The following is a 15,119-nucleotide window of genomic DNA, read 5'->3' on the forward strand; positions in this document are numbered from 1 at the left end:
CCAGGCAGGTGGGCGGGCCGCGGTGAGCGCTGGGTGGTGGGTCGCCACCGCCGCCCTGTTCGCCACCGCCTGCGTCGTCGGGGTCCGCTGCCTGCTGCGGTGGCGGTCCCGGCGGGAGCGGGCCCGGTTCAGGCTGGTGCTCGACGAGGTGACCCTGGAGATCTCCGCGCTCGCCGACGAGCTGGCGGCCGTCCCGCGCCGCTGCAACGGCATCGTCGCCGAGCAGCGCCGCCGGTCCGCGCAGCACTACCGCGAGGCCTCGCGGATGCTCGCGGCGGCCAGGACCCCGCTCGACCTGGCCGAGGCCTGCGCGTTGATCCGGGAAACCCGCGATGACCTCAGAATCGTGCGCGAGGGCGCTTGAGAACGCGCCCGCCGAATATCGGGCAACGGTCGTTTGGTGGTACAAACCCGTGGGCAAAGCCGCAGCAATTGGCGGCGGATCGACTTTAGGGGTCGCTGGCGTCCGCACCTCGCCCACCGGTGACAAGAAGTTACCCCACTGATGCTCAACTACGCACAAGTTGTGTCCTCGTGGACGTTTATCGCCTGGTAGAACCGCTAAATGATGTTGCTCGCCGGACACAAAGCCAGCGGCCGACTGCGCACTCCCTGACAACAACAGAAGTGCTACCGCCCAGTACGGAAAGCGCTGTTGTCACCGTGGTGACACGCTGGTAACGTCCCGTGCCGAGCGTCACGCGTGATCTCCGCGTTATTTTGCCCGCATATTCATCGGCAGGTGAGCGTCAACTCATGAACGTTTCCGGGACCCGCAAGCGGCGTCGCCTGGCGGTGCAGTCCGCGTTGACCGCTGTCGTGCTCGGCGCCGTCGCGGGGGGCATCTACTACACGACCGGCGCGGCCACGGCGGGTGACACGCCACTGGCGAGCTCGTTCACCTGCGGCCTGCCCGACGGCGATGTCCAGGTCCCCATCGAGTTCGCCGTCACCGTGCCCGAGCAGGCCAGCACCGGCGCCACCGTCTCCGTGACCCCGCGCGCCACCGTGACCCTGCCCGCCGCCGTCGTGGGCAAGCTGCGCGCCAGCGGCGAGACCGTCGACGCCACCGTCACCCCGAAGCTGACCCTGACCGAGGCCGGGACCAAGACCGATCTCGAGGTCGCCCCGCTGTCGGTGAAGGCCATGGGCCTGCCCGCCGAGGGCGACGCCGTCCTCGACGTCCCCGGCACCGCCGTCCAGGTGACCCCGAAGTCGACCGGCACCGCCACCGTGGAGCTGACCGGCCTCACCGCCGCGCTCACCGTCGGCGAGACCAAGGTGGACTGCGCGGCCACCACCTCGCAGGGCGCCCTGGGCACCTTCGAGATCACCCAGCCGGGTGACACGGTGCAGCCGCCCACGCAGGCCCCGCAGCAGCAGCAGGCCCCGGAGCAGGGCCAGGTGCAGACGCTGAACGAGCCCGGTCTGTCGGCGAACGCGCTGCCGCCGCTGACCGGCGCGGACGGCATTCGCTACGACTTCGACCTCGAGGTCAAGACCAAGCTCGCCAAGGTCGGCGCCGAGGTCATCATGACGGGCGGCTTCCAGACCGCGATCAAGGGTGACGGCAACCTCAAGGGACGCCTGGACATCGGCGCCACCGAGTCCAAGTTCGTCGTGTTCCGGTTCATGCCGGTCTCGAACACCGTCGAACTGCTCCAGGAGAACTACGCGACCGGCACCGGCGCCGTGCTGTTCGACCAGCAGGGTGCCTACGCCCAGGTGGACACCGACGTCGCGGTCAAGCTCCAGATCACCCAGGTCCTCCAGGACGGCGTCGCGCTGCCGATCGGCCCCAACTGCCGGACCGTGAGCGACTTGGTGCTCAACCTCAAGGGCAGGGTCAACCTCACCCCCGACCAGCCGCCGTCGGTGTTGGAGACGGTGGCGACCATCCCGGCCTTCACCGGTTGCGGGACCACCGAGCGGCTCGACCCTCTGATGTCCGGGCTCGTGTCCGGGCCGGGGAACAAGGTCACGAACACGCTGACCAACCCGAGGCTGGCCTAGTCCGCTCGGTAGCGCGCATAGCGAAACGTACTTTTCTACGGGAGGTGTGATGGGTGTCGAGGTCGCCGTCGAAGGCCTGAGCAAGTCGTTCGGCAAGCAGGCCATCTGGCGGGACGTCACGCTCACCTTGCCCTCCGGCGAGGTCAGCGTCCTGCTAGGTCCCTCGGGTACCGGCAAGTCGGTGTTCCTCAAGTGCCTGATCGGGCTGCTCAAGCCCGAGAAGGGCCGCGTGGTCATCAACGGGGTCGACCTGTGCTCCTGCCCGGAGCGCGACCTCTACGAGATCCGCAAGCTGTTCGGGGTGCTGTTCCAGGACGGCGCGCTGTTCGGGTCCATGCCGATCTTCGACAACGTGGCGTTCCCCCTGCGGGAGCACACCAAGAAGTCGGAGTCGGAGATCCGCGACATCGTCATGTCCAAGTTGGACATGGTCGGCATGCTCGGCGCGGAGAACAAGCTCCCGGGTGAGATCTCCGGCGGTATGCGCAAGCGCGCCGGGCTGGCCCGCGCGCTGGTGCTCGACCCGCAGATCATCCTGTGCGACGAGCCCGACTCCGGTCTGGACCCGGTCCGCACCGCGTACCTGTCGCAGCTCCTGATCGACCTGAACGCCCAGATCGACGCCACCATCCTCATCGTGACCCACAACATCAACGTGGCGCGCACGGTGCCGGACAACCTGGGCATGCTCTTCCGCAAGGAACTGGTCATGTTCGGCCCGCGCGAGGTGCTGCTGACCTCCGACGAGCCGGTCGTCGAGCAGTTCCTCAACGGGCGCCGCATCGGCCCGATCGGCATGTCCGAGGAGAAGGACACCGCGCAGATGGCCCAGGAGCAGGCGCACCTGGACGCCGGGCACAGCGACGGCTCCCTCGACGACGACCTGCGCGGCGTGGTCCCGCAGCTCGAGCCGACCCCGGGCCTGCCCCCGCGCGACGCCGCCCGCCGCCGCAGGCAGCGGGTCATGCAGATCCTGCACACGCTGCCCGAGCAGGCCCAGCACGGCATCCTGGCCAGCCTGTCGAGCGAGGACTACGAGCGCTACCAGGAGTGGCGCCGCCGCACCACCGGCATGCCCATGCCCTCGGCGCCGTCGTCGACCGCGACCTCCACCATGACCAGGGAGCACACCCAGGTCAGCCAGCCGTTGCCGACCCGGCAGGTGGCGCAGCCGACCCAGCAGATCCACCGCCAGCCCCAGCAGCGCCCGGCCGCCCCGCCGCCGCAGCAGCAGGCCCCGTCCACGCGCCCCCGGCCCCGGCCATGGCGCAAGGAAGAGGGCGAGCAGTGAGCACGCGCACCTCCAAGAAGACCTCGCCGTTCGAACCGGTCCGCAACGGCGTCACCGGCGCGCTGCGCGAGTTCGGCAACATCTTCGCGCTGGCGCTCGACGTCATCGTCAACATCTTCAAGCGGCCCTTCCAGACCCGCGAGTTCATCCAGCAGTTCTGGTTCATCGCCAGCGTCTCGATCATGCCCGCCGCCCTGGTGGCCATTCCGTTCGGCGCGGTCATCACCCTGCAGCTCGGGTCGCTGACCGCGCAGATCGGCGCCGACTCGTTCAACGGCGCGGCGTCGGTGCTCGCGGTCATCCAGCAGGCCAGTCCGATCGTGACGACGCTCGTCGTGGCGGGCGCGGGCGGCTCGGCGATCTGCGCGGACCTGGGTTCGCGGACCATCCGCGAGGAGATCGACGCGATGATGGTGCTCGGCGTCTCGCCGATCCAGCGCCTGGTCGTGCCCCGCGTGCTCGCCGCCATGGGCGTGGCCGCGCTGCTCAACGGCATGGTCTCGGTCGTCGGCGTGGTCGGCGGCTACACCTTCAACGTGATCGTGCAGGGCGGCACGCCCGGCGCGTTCCTGGCCAGCTTCTCGGCGCTGGCCCAGCTCTCCGACCTGTGGGTCGGCACTCTCAAGGCGGTCATCTTCGGCTTCCTCGCCGGACTGGTCGCCGCCTACCGCGGCTTGAACCCCAAGGGCGGACCGAAGGGCGTCGGCGACGTGGTGAACCAGTCCGTGGTCATCACCTTCCTGCTGCTGTTCCTGGTCAACCTCGTGATCTCCGTGGTGTACCTGTCCCTCGTCCCAGCGAAGGGAGCGTGAGGTGGCGACGCTCCGCGGCCGAGGCCGCGCCACGTTCCAGCGGCCGTTCAACGCCCTGGAACAACTCGGCGACCAGCTCCTGTTCTACGTGCGGGCCCTGGCGTGGATCCCCTTCGCGCTGACCCGCTACACCCGCGAGATCATCCGGCTGCTGTCGGAGGTGAGCTTCGGCTCCGGCGCGCTGGCCGTCATCGGCGGCACCATCGGCGTGATGGTCGGCCTCGCGGTCTTCACCGGCACGGTCGTCGGCCTGCAGGGCTTCGCCGCCCTCAACCAGATCGGCACCTCGGCGTTCGCGGGCTTCCTCTCGGCGTACTTCAACACCCGGGAGATCGCCCCGCTGGCCGCCAGCCTCGCGCTGTCGTCGACCGTCGGCTCCGGCTTCACCGCCCAGCTCGGCGCGATGCGGATCTCCGAGGAGATCGACGCGCTGGAGGTCATGGCGGTCCGGTCGATGCCGTACCTGGTGACCTCGCGGATCATCGCGGGCTTCATCGCGATCATCCCGCTGTACACGATCGGCCTGCTGACCTCCTACCTGGCGGCGCGGACCATCACGGTCTCGGTCTACGGGCAGTCGGCGGGCACCTACGACCACTACTTCTCGCTGTTCCTCCCCCCGGAGGACGTGGTGTGGTCGTTCGTCAAGGTCATGATCTTCAGCATCGCGATCATCCTGACGCACTGCTTCTACGGCTACCGCGCCAGCGGCGGCCCGGCGGGCGTGGGCACCGCGGTGGGCCGGTCCGTGCGGACCTCGATCGTGATCATCTCTATCCTCGACTTCTTCTCCAGCCTCGCTATCTGGGGCGCGACGACGACGGTGCGGGTGGCCGGATGAGCACACGGGTGCGCAAGCAGTTCATGGGCGTCATGTTCATCGTCATCATGCTGCTGCTGGTCTGGCTGTCGCTGGCCATCTACGCCAAGACGTTCGTCAGCTCCACGACCGTGGTGCTCAAGGCCGACCGGGTGGGCAACCAGCTCAAGACCAACGCCGACGTCAAGGTGCGCGGCCTGATCGTGGGCCGGGTCAGCGACATCCGCACCGACGGCGACGAGGTCAGCATCGAGATGGCCATGGAGCCGGACAAGCTGGACCTGCTGCCCAGCAACTCCACCGCCCGGCTGCTGCCCAAGACGCTGTTCGGCCAGCGCTACGTCGCGTTGCAGGTCCCGGAGAACCCCGAGCGCCCGATGCGCGAGGGCGACCAGATCGAGCAGGACACGACCGAGCCCGCCATCGAGGTGGAGAAGGCGCTGCGCGACCTGCTCCCCGTGCTGCAGGCGGTGCAGCCGCAGAAGCTCAACTCGACCCTGGGCGCGCTGTCGCAGGCGCTCGAGGGCCGCGGCGCCACCCTCGGCGACACGCTGGTCCAGCTCAACCAGTACCTCGACGAGCTCAACCCGCAGATCGAGCAGATCAAGGTCGACATCTCCAAGTTCGCCGACACCGCCGACGTCTACGACAAGGCCGCGCCGGACATCATCGACGCGCTCGACGAGCTGACCACCACGACGCGCACGGTCAGCGAGCAGAAGGAGCAGGTCGCCGCCCTGTTCCAGTCCCTCACCGGCGCCTCGGACGACCTGGACAGGTTCATCAAGGGCAACGGCAACACCCTGATCGGGCTGGCGGAGAACTCCCGGCCGACCCTGGAGCTGCTGGCGCGGTACTCGCCCGAGTTCCCCTGCCTGGCCCAGGCCGTGGTCAACATCAAGCCGAACGTGGAGAAGGCGCTCGGCGTCGGGACCAACGAGCCCGGCATGCACGTCAACCTGGTCGTCAAGGAGTCGCGCGGCGCCTACGTGCCGGGCCGCGACCGCCCGACCTTCAACGCCGGTGGCGGCCCCCGCTGCTACTCCGGCGGACTGGCGGCTGGCGCGCGCCCCGCGTCGGCGGAGTCCACCGGTGAGCAGGGCGAGGTGCGCGACGCCGACCTCGGCGAGGTGAACTCGCCGCGGGAGAGCCGGTTCATCAACGAGTTGGTCGCCCCGACCACGGAGAGCGCCAGCCCCAGCGACCTGCCCGAGTGGAGCAGCCTGCTGGTCGGCCCGGTGCTGCGCGGAACTGAGGTGAGCCTGTCATGAAGTCCTTGACCGGGCCCTTGATCAAGGGCCTGATCTTCACGGTGGTCACGGTGTTGGCGACGACCATCCTGGGCATCACCATCGCCAACAAGGGCGGCGGGTCCACCCTCGCGTACTTCGCGAAGTTCTCCGACGTCACCTCGCTCAACGTCGGCGACGACATCCGCATGTCGGGTGTGCGCGTCGGCCAGGTCGAGGACATCGAGATCGTGGACCGCCGGTTCAGCCAGGTGGAGTTCACCGTCGACCGCCGCTGGGCGCTGGCCCCGACGGTCGTCGCGACGGTGAAGTTCCGCAACCTCATCGGCCAGCGCTACATCGCCCTCGAGCAGGGCACGGGCACCGGCACGCTGCCCGAGGACGCGGTCATCCCGCTCGACCGCACCCGCCCCGCGCTGGACCTGACCGCCATGTTCAACGGCTTCAAGCCGCTGTTCCAGGCGCTGTCGCCGGAGGACGTCAACAAGCTGTCCCTCGAGGTCGTGCAGGTCCTGCAGGGCGAGGGCGGCACGGTGGACAGCCTGCTGACCCACATCGGCTCGCTGACCAGCACGCTGGCCGCCAAGGACGACGTCATCGGCCGGGTCATCACCAACCTGAACTCGGTGCTCGGCCAGGTCGACTCGCAGGGCGACCAGCTCTCGTCGCTGCTGCTGACCACCCAGCAGCTCGTCTCCGGCCTGGCCAAGGACGCCACCCCGATCGGCAACGCCATCGCCGGGCTGGCCGAGCTGTCCGACTCCACCGCGGGCCTGCTCGAGCAGGGCCGCGAGCCGCTCAAGCGCGACATCGACGCGCTCGGGCAGTTCTCGAACACGCTGGCGAACAACACGCCGCAGTTCGAGAAGTTCCTCCAGAACCTGCCGATCAAGTACGAGGCGATCGGCCGGATGGCCTCGTACGGGTCCTGGCTCAACTTCTACCTGTGCTCGGTCAACACCGACGCCCGCCCGGGCCCCGGCCAGGGCCCCGGCGACATCGGCCTGCCGATCACCGCAGCGAGGTGCCGAGGGTGAAACCCTTCCGCGAACGCAACACCGTCCAGGTCGGGCTCGTCGGCGCCGCCATCATCGCCCTGATCGGCCTGCTGGTCTTCTCCTGGGAGTCGCTGCCGGTCATCGGCGGCACCTCCTACACCGCGCACTTCAAGGAAGCCGCGGGCATCAAGCCCGACGACGAGGTCCGGGTCGCCGGGGTCAAGGTCGGCAAGGTGACCGCCGTGGAGCTGGAGAACACCTACGTCAAGGTGACCTTCCGGGCCCGCGGCGTGTGGCTGGGCGACCAGACCGTGGCCGCCATCAAGATCAAGACCCTGCTCGGCCAGAAGAACATCGCGCTCGACCCACTCGGCCGCGAGGAGATGGACTCCGACACCCCGATCCCGCTCGAGCGCACGGTCACCGCCTACGACGTCAACGACGCGTTCGCCGACCTGGCCAAGACCACCGGCGAGCTCGACACCGACCGGCTGGCGGAGAGCTTCAAGGTGCTGTCGCAGACCTTCTCCGCCTCCACCCCGGAGAACGTCCGCTCGGCGCTGGACGGGCTGTCCGCGCTGTCCAAGACGATCTCCAGCCGCGACCAGGACCTGCGCAGCCTGCTGGAGAGCAGCAGCGGCGTCGCCAAGACGATCGCCGACCGCACCGACCAGTTCGACGCGCTGATCAAGGACGGCTCGACGCTGCTGGCCGAGTTCGAGCGCCGCCGCGGCGCGATCAACCAGTTGCTGACCGGCACCCAGCGCCTGTCCCGCGAGCTCTCGGGCCTGGTCGCCGACAACCAGCAGCAGATCGGCCCCGCGCTGCAGCAGCTCGAGCGGGTCACCACCGTCCTGCAGCGCAACCAGGACAACCTGGACAAGTCGCTGCGCCTGGCGGGCCCGTTCTACCGGCTCATCGGCAACGCGGTCGGCAACGGCCGCTGGCTCGACAGCTACATCTGCGGGTTGATCCCGTCGGCCGACGGTTCTGCCGGCTGTGTCCCGCCGAAGGCAGGAGGACGCTGATGGCCGCCTCGAAGTCCCAGTACAAGCTGATCCGCGGTGTCGCGATCGGCGTGGCCGCGCTGCTCGTCGTCGCGGCGGGCACGTGGGGCCTGCTCAACGCGGGCAAGTCCAAGACGCTCACGGCCTACTTCGTCGCCGCGGTCGGCCTCTACCCCGACTCCGACGTGCGCGCGCTCGGCGTGAAGATCGGCTCGGTGGACACCGTCGAGCCGCAGGGCGCCAACGTCAAGGTCACCATGACCATCGACGGCGACGCCCCGATCCCGCAGGGCGCCAACGCGCTGATCGTGACCCCGTCGCTGGTCTCCGACCGGTACGTGCAGCTCTCCCCGGTGGAGACCGAGGGCACGCCGATCGACGACGGCGCCACGATCCCGCTCGAGCGCACCGTCGTCCCGGTCGAGATCGACGAGCTGTTCTCCAGCCTGAACGAGCTGACCACCGCCCTGGGCCCGGAGGGCACCAACAAGGACGGCGCGCTCAGCGACCTGCTCAAGACCGGCGCGGAGTACCTCGAGGGCAACGGCGCGGAGTTCGGGCAGACCGTGCGCGACCTCGGCGACCTGGCCAGGACCCTGAGCAACTCGCAGGACGACCTGTTCACCACCGTCGACGGCCTGCAGAAGTTCACCACCCTGCTGGCCCAGAACGACGGCCAGGTCCGCCAGCTCCAGGGGCTGCTGGCCTCGGTGTCGAAGAACTTCGCCGACGAGAAGGACAACCTCGACGCCGCGCTGCGCGAGCTGGCCTCGGCGCTGAGCACCGTGCAGGGCTTCATCAAGGACAACCGCGGGCTGATCAAGTCCAATGTCGACAAGCTGGCGGGCACCACCGCGCTGCTCTCGCAGCAGCGCGCGTCGCTGTCCGAGGCGCTGGACGCGACCCCGCTGGCGCTGAGCAACCTGCTCAACGCCTACGACCCCAACACCAAGACCCTCGACGGCCGCGGCAACCTCAACGAGTACTCGATGCTGCCGCTGCCCGCCACGGGAGGCAACTGATGAGCGCCCGGCTGCGCACCGGAGTCCGCGCCGCTGTCGCGGCGGGGGTCGGCATGGTCCTGCTCGCGGGCTGCGGCTCCGGCCTCTACGGGGTCGACCTGCCCGGCGGCGCCGACCTCGGCGACCGCCCCTACCGGGTCAGCGCCGACTTCCGGGACGTGCTCGACCTCGTCCCGCAGTCCGCGGTGAAGGTCAACGACGTCACCGTGGGCAAGGTGGAGTCCATCGAGCTGGCCCCCGACGGCCGCAGCGCCAAGGTCAAGATGGTCGTCAACGGCTCGGTGTCGCTCTCGGGCACCGCGCTGGCCCAGCTGCGCCAGTCCAGCGTCCTCGGCGAGAAGTTCGTCGAGCTCGCCGAGGCGGGTGAGAACGCCCAGCAGGGCACGCTGTCCGACGGCGCCAACATCCCGATCGACCGCACCAACCGCAACACCGAGATCGAAGAGGTCTTCGGCGCGCTGTCGCTGCTGCTCAACGGCGGCGGGGTCGGCCAGATCCAGCAGATCGCCCGCGAGCTCAACGCGGCACTGGGCGGCAACTCCAAGGACATCAAGTCCCTGCTCACGAACATCAACACGTTCGCGGGCGGCCTGGACTCGCACAAGGGCGAGATCACCCGGGCGCTGGACTCCCTGGACCGGCTCTCGGCCTCGCTCGGCGAGCGCAAGACCCAGATCCAGGAGCTGCTCGACGGCCTCGGCCCGGGCATCCAGGTGCTCACCGAGCAGCGCGAGCAGTTCGTGACGATGCTCAAGTCGCTGGACTCGCTGTCCGACACCGCGGTCGAGGTGGTCACCAGGTCCAAGGACGACCTCGTCGCAGACCTCAAGGCGCTCGAGCCGACGCTGCGCAAGCTCAACGAGGCCGGGCAGAACCTGCCACAGGCCATGGAGCTGCTGTTCACGTTCCCGTTCCCGGACGCGGCGATGAACGCCATCAAGGGCGACTACCTCAACGTCTACCTCAACTTCGACTCCAAGACCCAGGGCCCCGGCGCCCAGGGCGCCCCGGCCTCGGTGCCGCTGATGCTGCCCTCGGCCGACCAGAGCCAGGGGGGGAACGGCTGATGATCACCAAACGGGTTCGGATCCAGATCACGCTGTTCGTGCTGGCGGCGCTGGTGGGCATCAGCTACGTGGGCGCCAAGTACGCGGGGCTGGACACGATGTTCGGCGCCACCGGCTACGTGGTGAAGGTGCGCCTGGCCGACTCCGGCGGCATCTTCACCAACGCCCAGGTCACCTACCGCGGCGTCGGCATCGGCCGGGTCGAGGAGCTGCACCTGGTCCCCACCGGGGTCGAGGTGGACCTGCGGATCACCGACGACGCGCCGCCGGTGCCCGCCGACGTCGAGGCCTTCGTGTCCAACCGCTCCGCGGTCGGCGAGCAGTACGTCGACCTGCGGCCCCGCCGCGACGGCGAGCCCTACCTCAGCGAGGGCTCGGTCATCTCCAAGGAGTCCACCAGCCTGCCGCTGCCCAGCGAGAAGCTGCTGCTCAACCTGGACAAGCTGGTCGAGTCGGTGCCCAGGGACGACCTGCGCACGGTCGTCGACGAGCTCTACCTGGCCACCCAGGGCACCGGCCCGAGCCTGCAGGTCCTGCTCGACTCGGCCAGCAGCTTCACCCAGCTCGCCACCGAGTACCTGCCGCAGACCCTGCAGCTCATCAGCGACTCCGGCACCGTGCTGCAGACCCAGGTGGACATGGGCGCCGCCATCCAGGAGTTCGGCGTCAACGCCAAGGTGGTCGCCCAGCAGCTGGCCAAGTCCGACGGCGACCTGCGCACCATCCTGGCCAACGCCCCGGCCGCGGCCGAGCAGATCCAGGGCCTGCTGGCCGAGAGCGGCAAGCCGCTGGGCCAGGTCTTCGCCAACCTGCTGACCACCGCCAATGTGCTGGTGACCCGGCAGGCGGGCCTGGAGCAGTTGCTCGTGGTGGCCCCGCAGGCCATCGCCGCCGCGCACGACGTCATCGGCCCCAACGGGGCGAACTTCGGCCTGGCCGCGACGTTCTTCAACCCGCTGCCCTGCACCGCGGGCTACGAGGGCACCCGCTACCGCAACGGCCTCGACACCGCGGGCGCGCCGCTGAACACCAACGCCAAGTGCTTGCTCGCACCGGGCAGCGGCAACGTGCGCGGGTCGCAGAACGCTCCCAACGGTGGGGTCCCGCCCGCGGTCAAACCGGCAGATTACAGCTCGAGCGCTACGCTCCCGGGGCAGAGCAACACCGCACCGGGCGACGGCCTCAGCAGGACCATGGGCGACCTGCTGGCGCTGGGACGCTGATCGGACGACCGAAGAGCAGGTAACCCACCATGAGCGACAACGCCGAAGGCTCCACCCCGGGGCCGCGGCGGGCGGGACGGGCGCTGCGCGCCACGGCCGCGGCCTTGCTGGCCGCGGCCGTGGCGTTCGCCGCGTTCTCCGGGTTCTGGCTGGCCTCGGCCGACTCCGGCCGCGCGCAGGCCGCCACCGCCCGCGACGAGGCCCAGCGGGCCGCGGACGCGGCGGTCGTCAGCCTCCAGTCACTGGACTACCGCGACGTCGAGGCCATCTACGACAAGTGGCTCACGCACGCGACCGGCCTGCTGCGCGAGGAGTTGGAGACCAACCGCGAGGCCACGATCAAGTCGTTGCAGCAGGGCGGCACGACCACCCAGGCCTCGGTCGCCGACTCCGCGGTGGTCGACCTGGACACGGCCAGGGGCGCGGCCACGGTGATCGTCTCGGTGATCGTCGAGGTGACCAACTCCGACGGCAGCCAGAACGACAAGCGCATCCGCTACCGGGCCGACATGAGCCGCACCGACCAGGGCTGGCTCGTGGCCGGGCTCGGGCAGGTCGCGATCGAACCCGTCGCCTGACCCCCGCCCGCAGCAGCTCCAGGAGGTAGCCATGTCCACCGGACCCACGCGCAAGCGGACGGTCGCGGGCAGGCGGGTCGCGGGTTCGTCCCGGTCGGTCCAGCAGCGCCGCACCGGCCTGTCCCGCCCCGACCAGGACGCCGTCGTCGACGACGCCACCGCCCCGGCCGCGGATGACGCCGACACCGCCGACGATCTCGACACCGCCGACCGCGAAGGCACTGACGACCACGCGGTGGACGACAGCGACCCGATCGACGACGGCGCCGAGGCCGAGGACAGCGCTGAGGCCGACGACGAGCCCAAGCCCGCGCGGCTGGGCGGCAAGGCGCTGTGGCTGCCCGTCGCCGGGATCGTGCTCGCCGTGGTGGTCGCCGTCGCGGGCACGGTGATGTTCCTGCGCGCCCAGGACATCCGCGCCGCGGCGGGCAGCAACGACGCCGTCATCGAGACCGGCCCGACGGTCGAGGTCACCACGGCCGTCCGCGAGGGGCTCGAGCGGATCTTCTCGTTCAAGCACGACAACGTCGCGCTCACCGAGGCCGCGGCCAAGGAGATCCTCGTCGGCGACGCCGCGGGCGACTACGAGGTGCTGTTCCAGTCGGTCCGCGACCTGGCCCCCACCCAGCAGCTCACGCTCAAGGCCGCGGTGCGCGTGGCGGGCGTGTCCGAGCTGGAGGGTGACAAGGCCACCCTGCTGGTCTACATGGACCAGACCGCCACCCGGGCAGCGGGCGGCGAGAGCACCTCCAGCGGCTCCCAGCTCACCGTCGAGGCGGTCAAGCAGGACGGCACCTGGCGGCTGTCCGGCATCCAGCCGATCTAGCGGCCCGGCCGAGCCAGGCCTTCCACCCGCTGGTGACAACTATCCGGCGGCCACCGCTCGATTCCGGCGAATTGTGCGCCAAGCCATTTCCGGCAATTGCGGGAATGGGTATCCTCGTAAGCGTGTCAGCCGAATCCAACACCTCGGCAGGACACGGCGCCAGGCGGTGATTTCCCGCCTGGCTCCAGTCGCCGGGTGGCCTCGTCTCCTCCCCCGTGGGGACGTGCCACCCCGGCAGGCGGGCCACCGCGCCCGCCACCCGCGTGATGCCCTGGTGGTGGTTCAGGCCCCGGCTGCTGTTGGGCGAGCATCCGTTGGAGAGGGTGGGCGCCCGCACCGCGCCCACCTTTTTCTTTTCCCGGGTTTCCCGGCCTCGGCCTGGTGTCGGCAATCGAACAAGGCGAAGGCCCCCGGTGGGAATCCCACCGGGGGCCTTCGCCTTGTCCGCTACCTGGTCAACTCCGCGCCGCGCAGGGTGCGGCGCGCGCGCAGCGCCACCTCGATGTCGAAGCGGCGGTCCGGGTCGTCCAGGGACGCGCCGAACAGGCGCTCGAGCTGGCGCAGGCGGTAGCGCACCGTCTGCGGGTGCACGTCGAGCAGTTGGGCGATCTCCGGGGCGCTGCGCCGGGTCTCCAGCCAGATCAACAGCGTCTCGGACAGCTTGTCGCGCTGCTTGCCGGTCAGCTCGGCCATCGGGGCCAGTGCCCGCTCCGAGATCTCCTGCACCAGGAACGGGTCGTTGAGCAGCCACAGCACCGACATGTGCCGCTCGAACCAGGTCACCTCGACGTCGGGCAGCGCGCCCTGGCCGACCAGGGTCAGCGTCCGCCGCGCCCAGCGCAGCGACTCCGCGGCCTCGGCCACCGGCACGGTCGGGCCGACCGCGGCGCGCCAGCCGGGCAGGTCCTGCGGCAGCTTGTGCAGCAGGTCGCGGTGCTCCTCGGCCAGCACCAGGCACGGCTCGGAGCCCTCCAGGTCGACCAGCACCCGGCCGTCCATGTTCGCCCCGGGCAGCTCCACGGCGTCGTCGCGGACCTCCAGGGCCACGGTGACGATCCGGTCCGGCACCGGCCAGCGCGCGGCCTCCGACAGCCGCGTCAGTGCCTGCGGCGTGGCCGCGGCGGGGGAGAGGATGACCTCCAGGAGTTGTCTGCGGCGCCGCTCCAGCGCGCCCATCTCCCTGGCCCGCACCGAGGCGTGGCCCTCGACCGACAGCGCCGACAGCTCGTCGATGTAGGCGAAGATCGCCTCGGCGAGCAGGCACAGCGTCGCCGTCGGCACCCCGGCCCGGTCGCCGACGTGCGCCATCCGCCGCCACGCCACGCGCGCGCCGATGCGGTAGGCGGTCTGCAGCACGTCGAGGATGGGGCCGTCGTAGAAGTCGTGCAGGCCCATGTCCCGGAACAGTTGCGCCCGGTCGTCCTGCGGCGCGGTCGGGTCGGCGAGGCGGTCGATGAACTGCATGATCGCCTGCTGGATGCCCTCGGTGACCGACTTGCCGAACGGGCCGTCCATGCGCCTGCTGAAAGCCGGTATGGCCCGGTTGAGCTCGCTGCGGATCTCCTCGGTCAGGTCCTGCACACCGGGCCGGAACAGCGGGGCCAGGTCCGACGGCAGCAGTGACCACAGGTCGATCGAGGTCACGTCCTGGTCGTCGCGCTCGCCCGCCGTGGCCGCGGGCGAGAGCAAGGAGTCGAAGGCGATCCGCAGCGGGAACTCGGCGAGTCCGTCCGGTTCGTCCCGCTGCTCTGCCACGGTCGCCTCCTCCGGCATGGGAATCGCGACCGAGAAGGTCGTCGATCGCCGCGTGAAATAAGGGCGCGGAAAGCGCCGCCAGCGCTTCTCCGAACGAGCGCTGCCTTGTGGGCGAATCTACAGCGATCGGACGGGTCCGGGAACTTCTTCTGCGCCTATTCCCTGAATGGGGTCTGTGCGGGCGGTAAGTTTGTCATTGGTCCACAACCGCCCACGTCGGTTGTGTGGGACTGCGGAGTACCGCTGGGTACGCAAGCGTACTTCAATCGCCCGGCCACCGGAAGGTCGACGCCGCGGTGAGACCCGGATGGCCCTCCCGGCGCCCGCGGGGAACGGGAACGCGCGCCGCGCCCGCACCTTTTTTCCGGACAACTCCTCCGCGGGCGGCAACCTTCCGCGCCGCCGGTGGTTCCAAGTGCTTGTGCCTCACCACCCGACCCCCTGCCCGGAAACGACC

Annotated in this window: 14 protein-coding genes; 13 read left to right on the top strand and 1 reads right to left on the bottom strand. The window is 69.9% G+C overall.

From position 1 onward, the window contains the following. Positions 1–22: 22 nt before the first annotated feature. From GCL84_RS18750 to GCL84_RS18810, 13 genes are all read left to right on the top strand, one after another. Positions 23–364 carry a hypothetical protein gene (locus tag GCL84_RS18750; RefSeq protein ID WP_156756810.1) on the top strand — a complete coding sequence of 114 codons (342 nt, stop codon included), beginning with the start codon at positions 23–25 and terminating at the stop codon, positions 362–364. A gap of 392 nt (positions 365–756) precedes the next feature. Further along, on the top strand, positions 757–2,013 hold the full coding sequence (locus GCL84_RS18755) for a hypothetical protein (protein ID WP_156756811.1): 1,257 nt from the start codon (positions 757–759) through the stop codon (positions 2,011–2,013). Positions 2,014–2,062: 49 nt separating this feature from the next. Then, positions 2,063–3,304: an ABC transporter ATP-binding protein gene (locus GCL84_RS18760; protein WP_197523348.1), complete on the top strand. Its 1,242-nt coding sequence runs from the start codon at positions 2,063–2,065 to the stop codon at positions 3,302–3,304. Next, entirely contained in the window at positions 3,277–4,116 is an 840-nt protein-coding gene (locus GCL84_RS18765) for an MlaE family ABC transporter permease (protein ID WP_156756812.1), read from the top strand. Before GCL84_RS18760 ends, GCL84_RS18765 begins: the two co-directional genes overlap by 28 nt. A 1-nt stretch (position 4,117) precedes the next feature. Continuing rightward, the gene (locus tag GCL84_RS18770; protein ID WP_156756813.1) at positions 4,118–4,957 is read left to right on the top strand and encodes an MlaE family ABC transporter permease; all 840 of its coding nucleotides are present in this window, start codon (positions 4,118–4,120) and stop codon (positions 4,955–4,957) included. Beyond that, complete coding sequence (locus GCL84_RS18775; protein WP_156756814.1) at positions 4,954–6,207, top strand: MCE family protein; 1,254 nt, start codon at positions 4,954–4,956, stop codon at positions 6,205–6,207. Before GCL84_RS18770 ends, GCL84_RS18775 begins: the two co-directional genes overlap by 4 nt. After that, on the top strand, positions 6,204–7,223 hold the full coding sequence (locus GCL84_RS18780; RefSeq protein WP_156756815.1) for an MCE family protein: 1,020 nt from the start codon (positions 6,204–6,206) through the stop codon (positions 7,221–7,223). The genes GCL84_RS18775 and GCL84_RS18780 overlap by 4 nt, the downstream gene beginning before the upstream one ends. Then, complete coding sequence (locus tag GCL84_RS18785; protein ID WP_235926417.1) at positions 7,220–8,212, top strand: MCE family protein; 993 nt, start codon at positions 7,220–7,222, stop codon at positions 8,210–8,212. The genes GCL84_RS18780 and GCL84_RS18785 overlap by 4 nt, the downstream gene beginning before the upstream one ends. After that, entirely contained in the window at positions 8,212–9,213 is a 1,002-nt protein-coding gene (locus tag GCL84_RS18790) for an MCE family protein (RefSeq protein ID WP_156756817.1), read from the top strand. Before GCL84_RS18785 ends, GCL84_RS18790 begins: the two co-directional genes overlap by 1 nt. After that, entirely contained in the window at positions 9,213–10,280 is a 1,068-nt protein-coding gene (locus GCL84_RS18795) for an MCE family protein (protein WP_156756818.1), read from the top strand. The genes GCL84_RS18790 and GCL84_RS18795 overlap by 1 nt, the downstream gene beginning before the upstream one ends. Further along, positions 10,280–11,503 carry an MCE family protein gene (locus GCL84_RS18800; protein ID WP_156756819.1) on the top strand — a complete coding sequence of 408 codons (1,224 nt, stop codon included), beginning with the start codon at positions 10,280–10,282 and terminating at the stop codon, positions 11,501–11,503. The genes GCL84_RS18795 and GCL84_RS18800 overlap by 1 nt, the downstream gene beginning before the upstream one ends. A 29-nt stretch (positions 11,504–11,532) precedes the next feature. After that, entirely contained in the window at positions 11,533–12,081 is a 549-nt protein-coding gene (locus GCL84_RS18805; RefSeq protein WP_156756820.1) for a hypothetical protein, read from the top strand. Positions 12,082–12,112: 31 nt separating this feature from the next. Further along, on the top strand, positions 12,113–12,907 hold the full coding sequence (locus GCL84_RS18810; RefSeq protein ID WP_156756821.1) for a nuclear transport factor 2 family protein: 795 nt from the start codon (positions 12,113–12,115) through the stop codon (positions 12,905–12,907). Between the two features lie 447 nt (positions 12,908–13,354). Here GCL84_RS18810 and GCL84_RS18815 read toward each other — a convergent pair whose 3' ends face one another. Continuing rightward, entirely contained in the window at positions 13,355–14,662 is a 1,308-nt protein-coding gene (locus GCL84_RS18815) for a helix-turn-helix domain-containing protein (protein ID WP_235926418.1), read from the bottom strand. Positions 14,663–15,119 lie beyond the last annotated feature (457 nt).

The sequence above is a fragment of the Actinokineospora pegani genome (genome assembly GCF_009745975.1).
GTDB classification, from domain to species: Bacteria; Actinomycetota; Actinomycetes; order Mycobacteriales; family Pseudonocardiaceae; genus Actinokineospora; species Actinokineospora pegani.

Coding starts and splice junctions, on each gene's coding strand:
- GCL84_RS18775 (WP_156756814.1), top strand. CDS start 4,954: ATGAGCACACGGGTGCGCAAGCAGTTCATGGGCGTCATGTTCATCGTC.
- GCL84_RS18760 (WP_197523348.1), top strand. CDS start 2,063: ATGGGTGTCGAGGTCGCCGTCGAAGGCCTGAGCAAGTCGTTCGGCAAG.
- GCL84_RS18780 (WP_156756815.1), top strand. CDS start 6,204: ATGAAGTCCTTGACCGGGCCCTTGATCAAGGGCCTGATCTTCACGGTG.
- GCL84_RS18795 (WP_156756818.1), top strand. CDS start 9,213: ATGAGCGCCCGGCTGCGCACCGGAGTCCGCGCCGCTGTCGCGGCGGGG.
- GCL84_RS18810 (WP_156756821.1), top strand. CDS start 12,113: ATGTCCACCGGACCCACGCGCAAGCGGACGGTCGCGGGCAGGCGGGTC.
- GCL84_RS18790 (WP_156756817.1), top strand. CDS start 8,212: ATGGCCGCCTCGAAGTCCCAGTACAAGCTGATCCGCGGTGTCGCGATC.
- GCL84_RS18765 (WP_156756812.1), top strand. CDS start 3,277: ATGGCGCAAGGAAGAGGGCGAGCAGTGAGCACGCGCACCTCCAAGAAG.
- GCL84_RS18805 (WP_156756820.1), top strand. CDS start 11,533: ATGAGCGACAACGCCGAAGGCTCCACCCCGGGGCCGCGGCGGGCGGGA.
- GCL84_RS18800 (WP_156756819.1), top strand. CDS start 10,280: ATGATCACCAAACGGGTTCGGATCCAGATCACGCTGTTCGTGCTGGCG.
- GCL84_RS18755 (WP_156756811.1), top strand. CDS start 757: ATGAACGTTTCCGGGACCCGCAAGCGGCGTCGCCTGGCGGTGCAGTCC.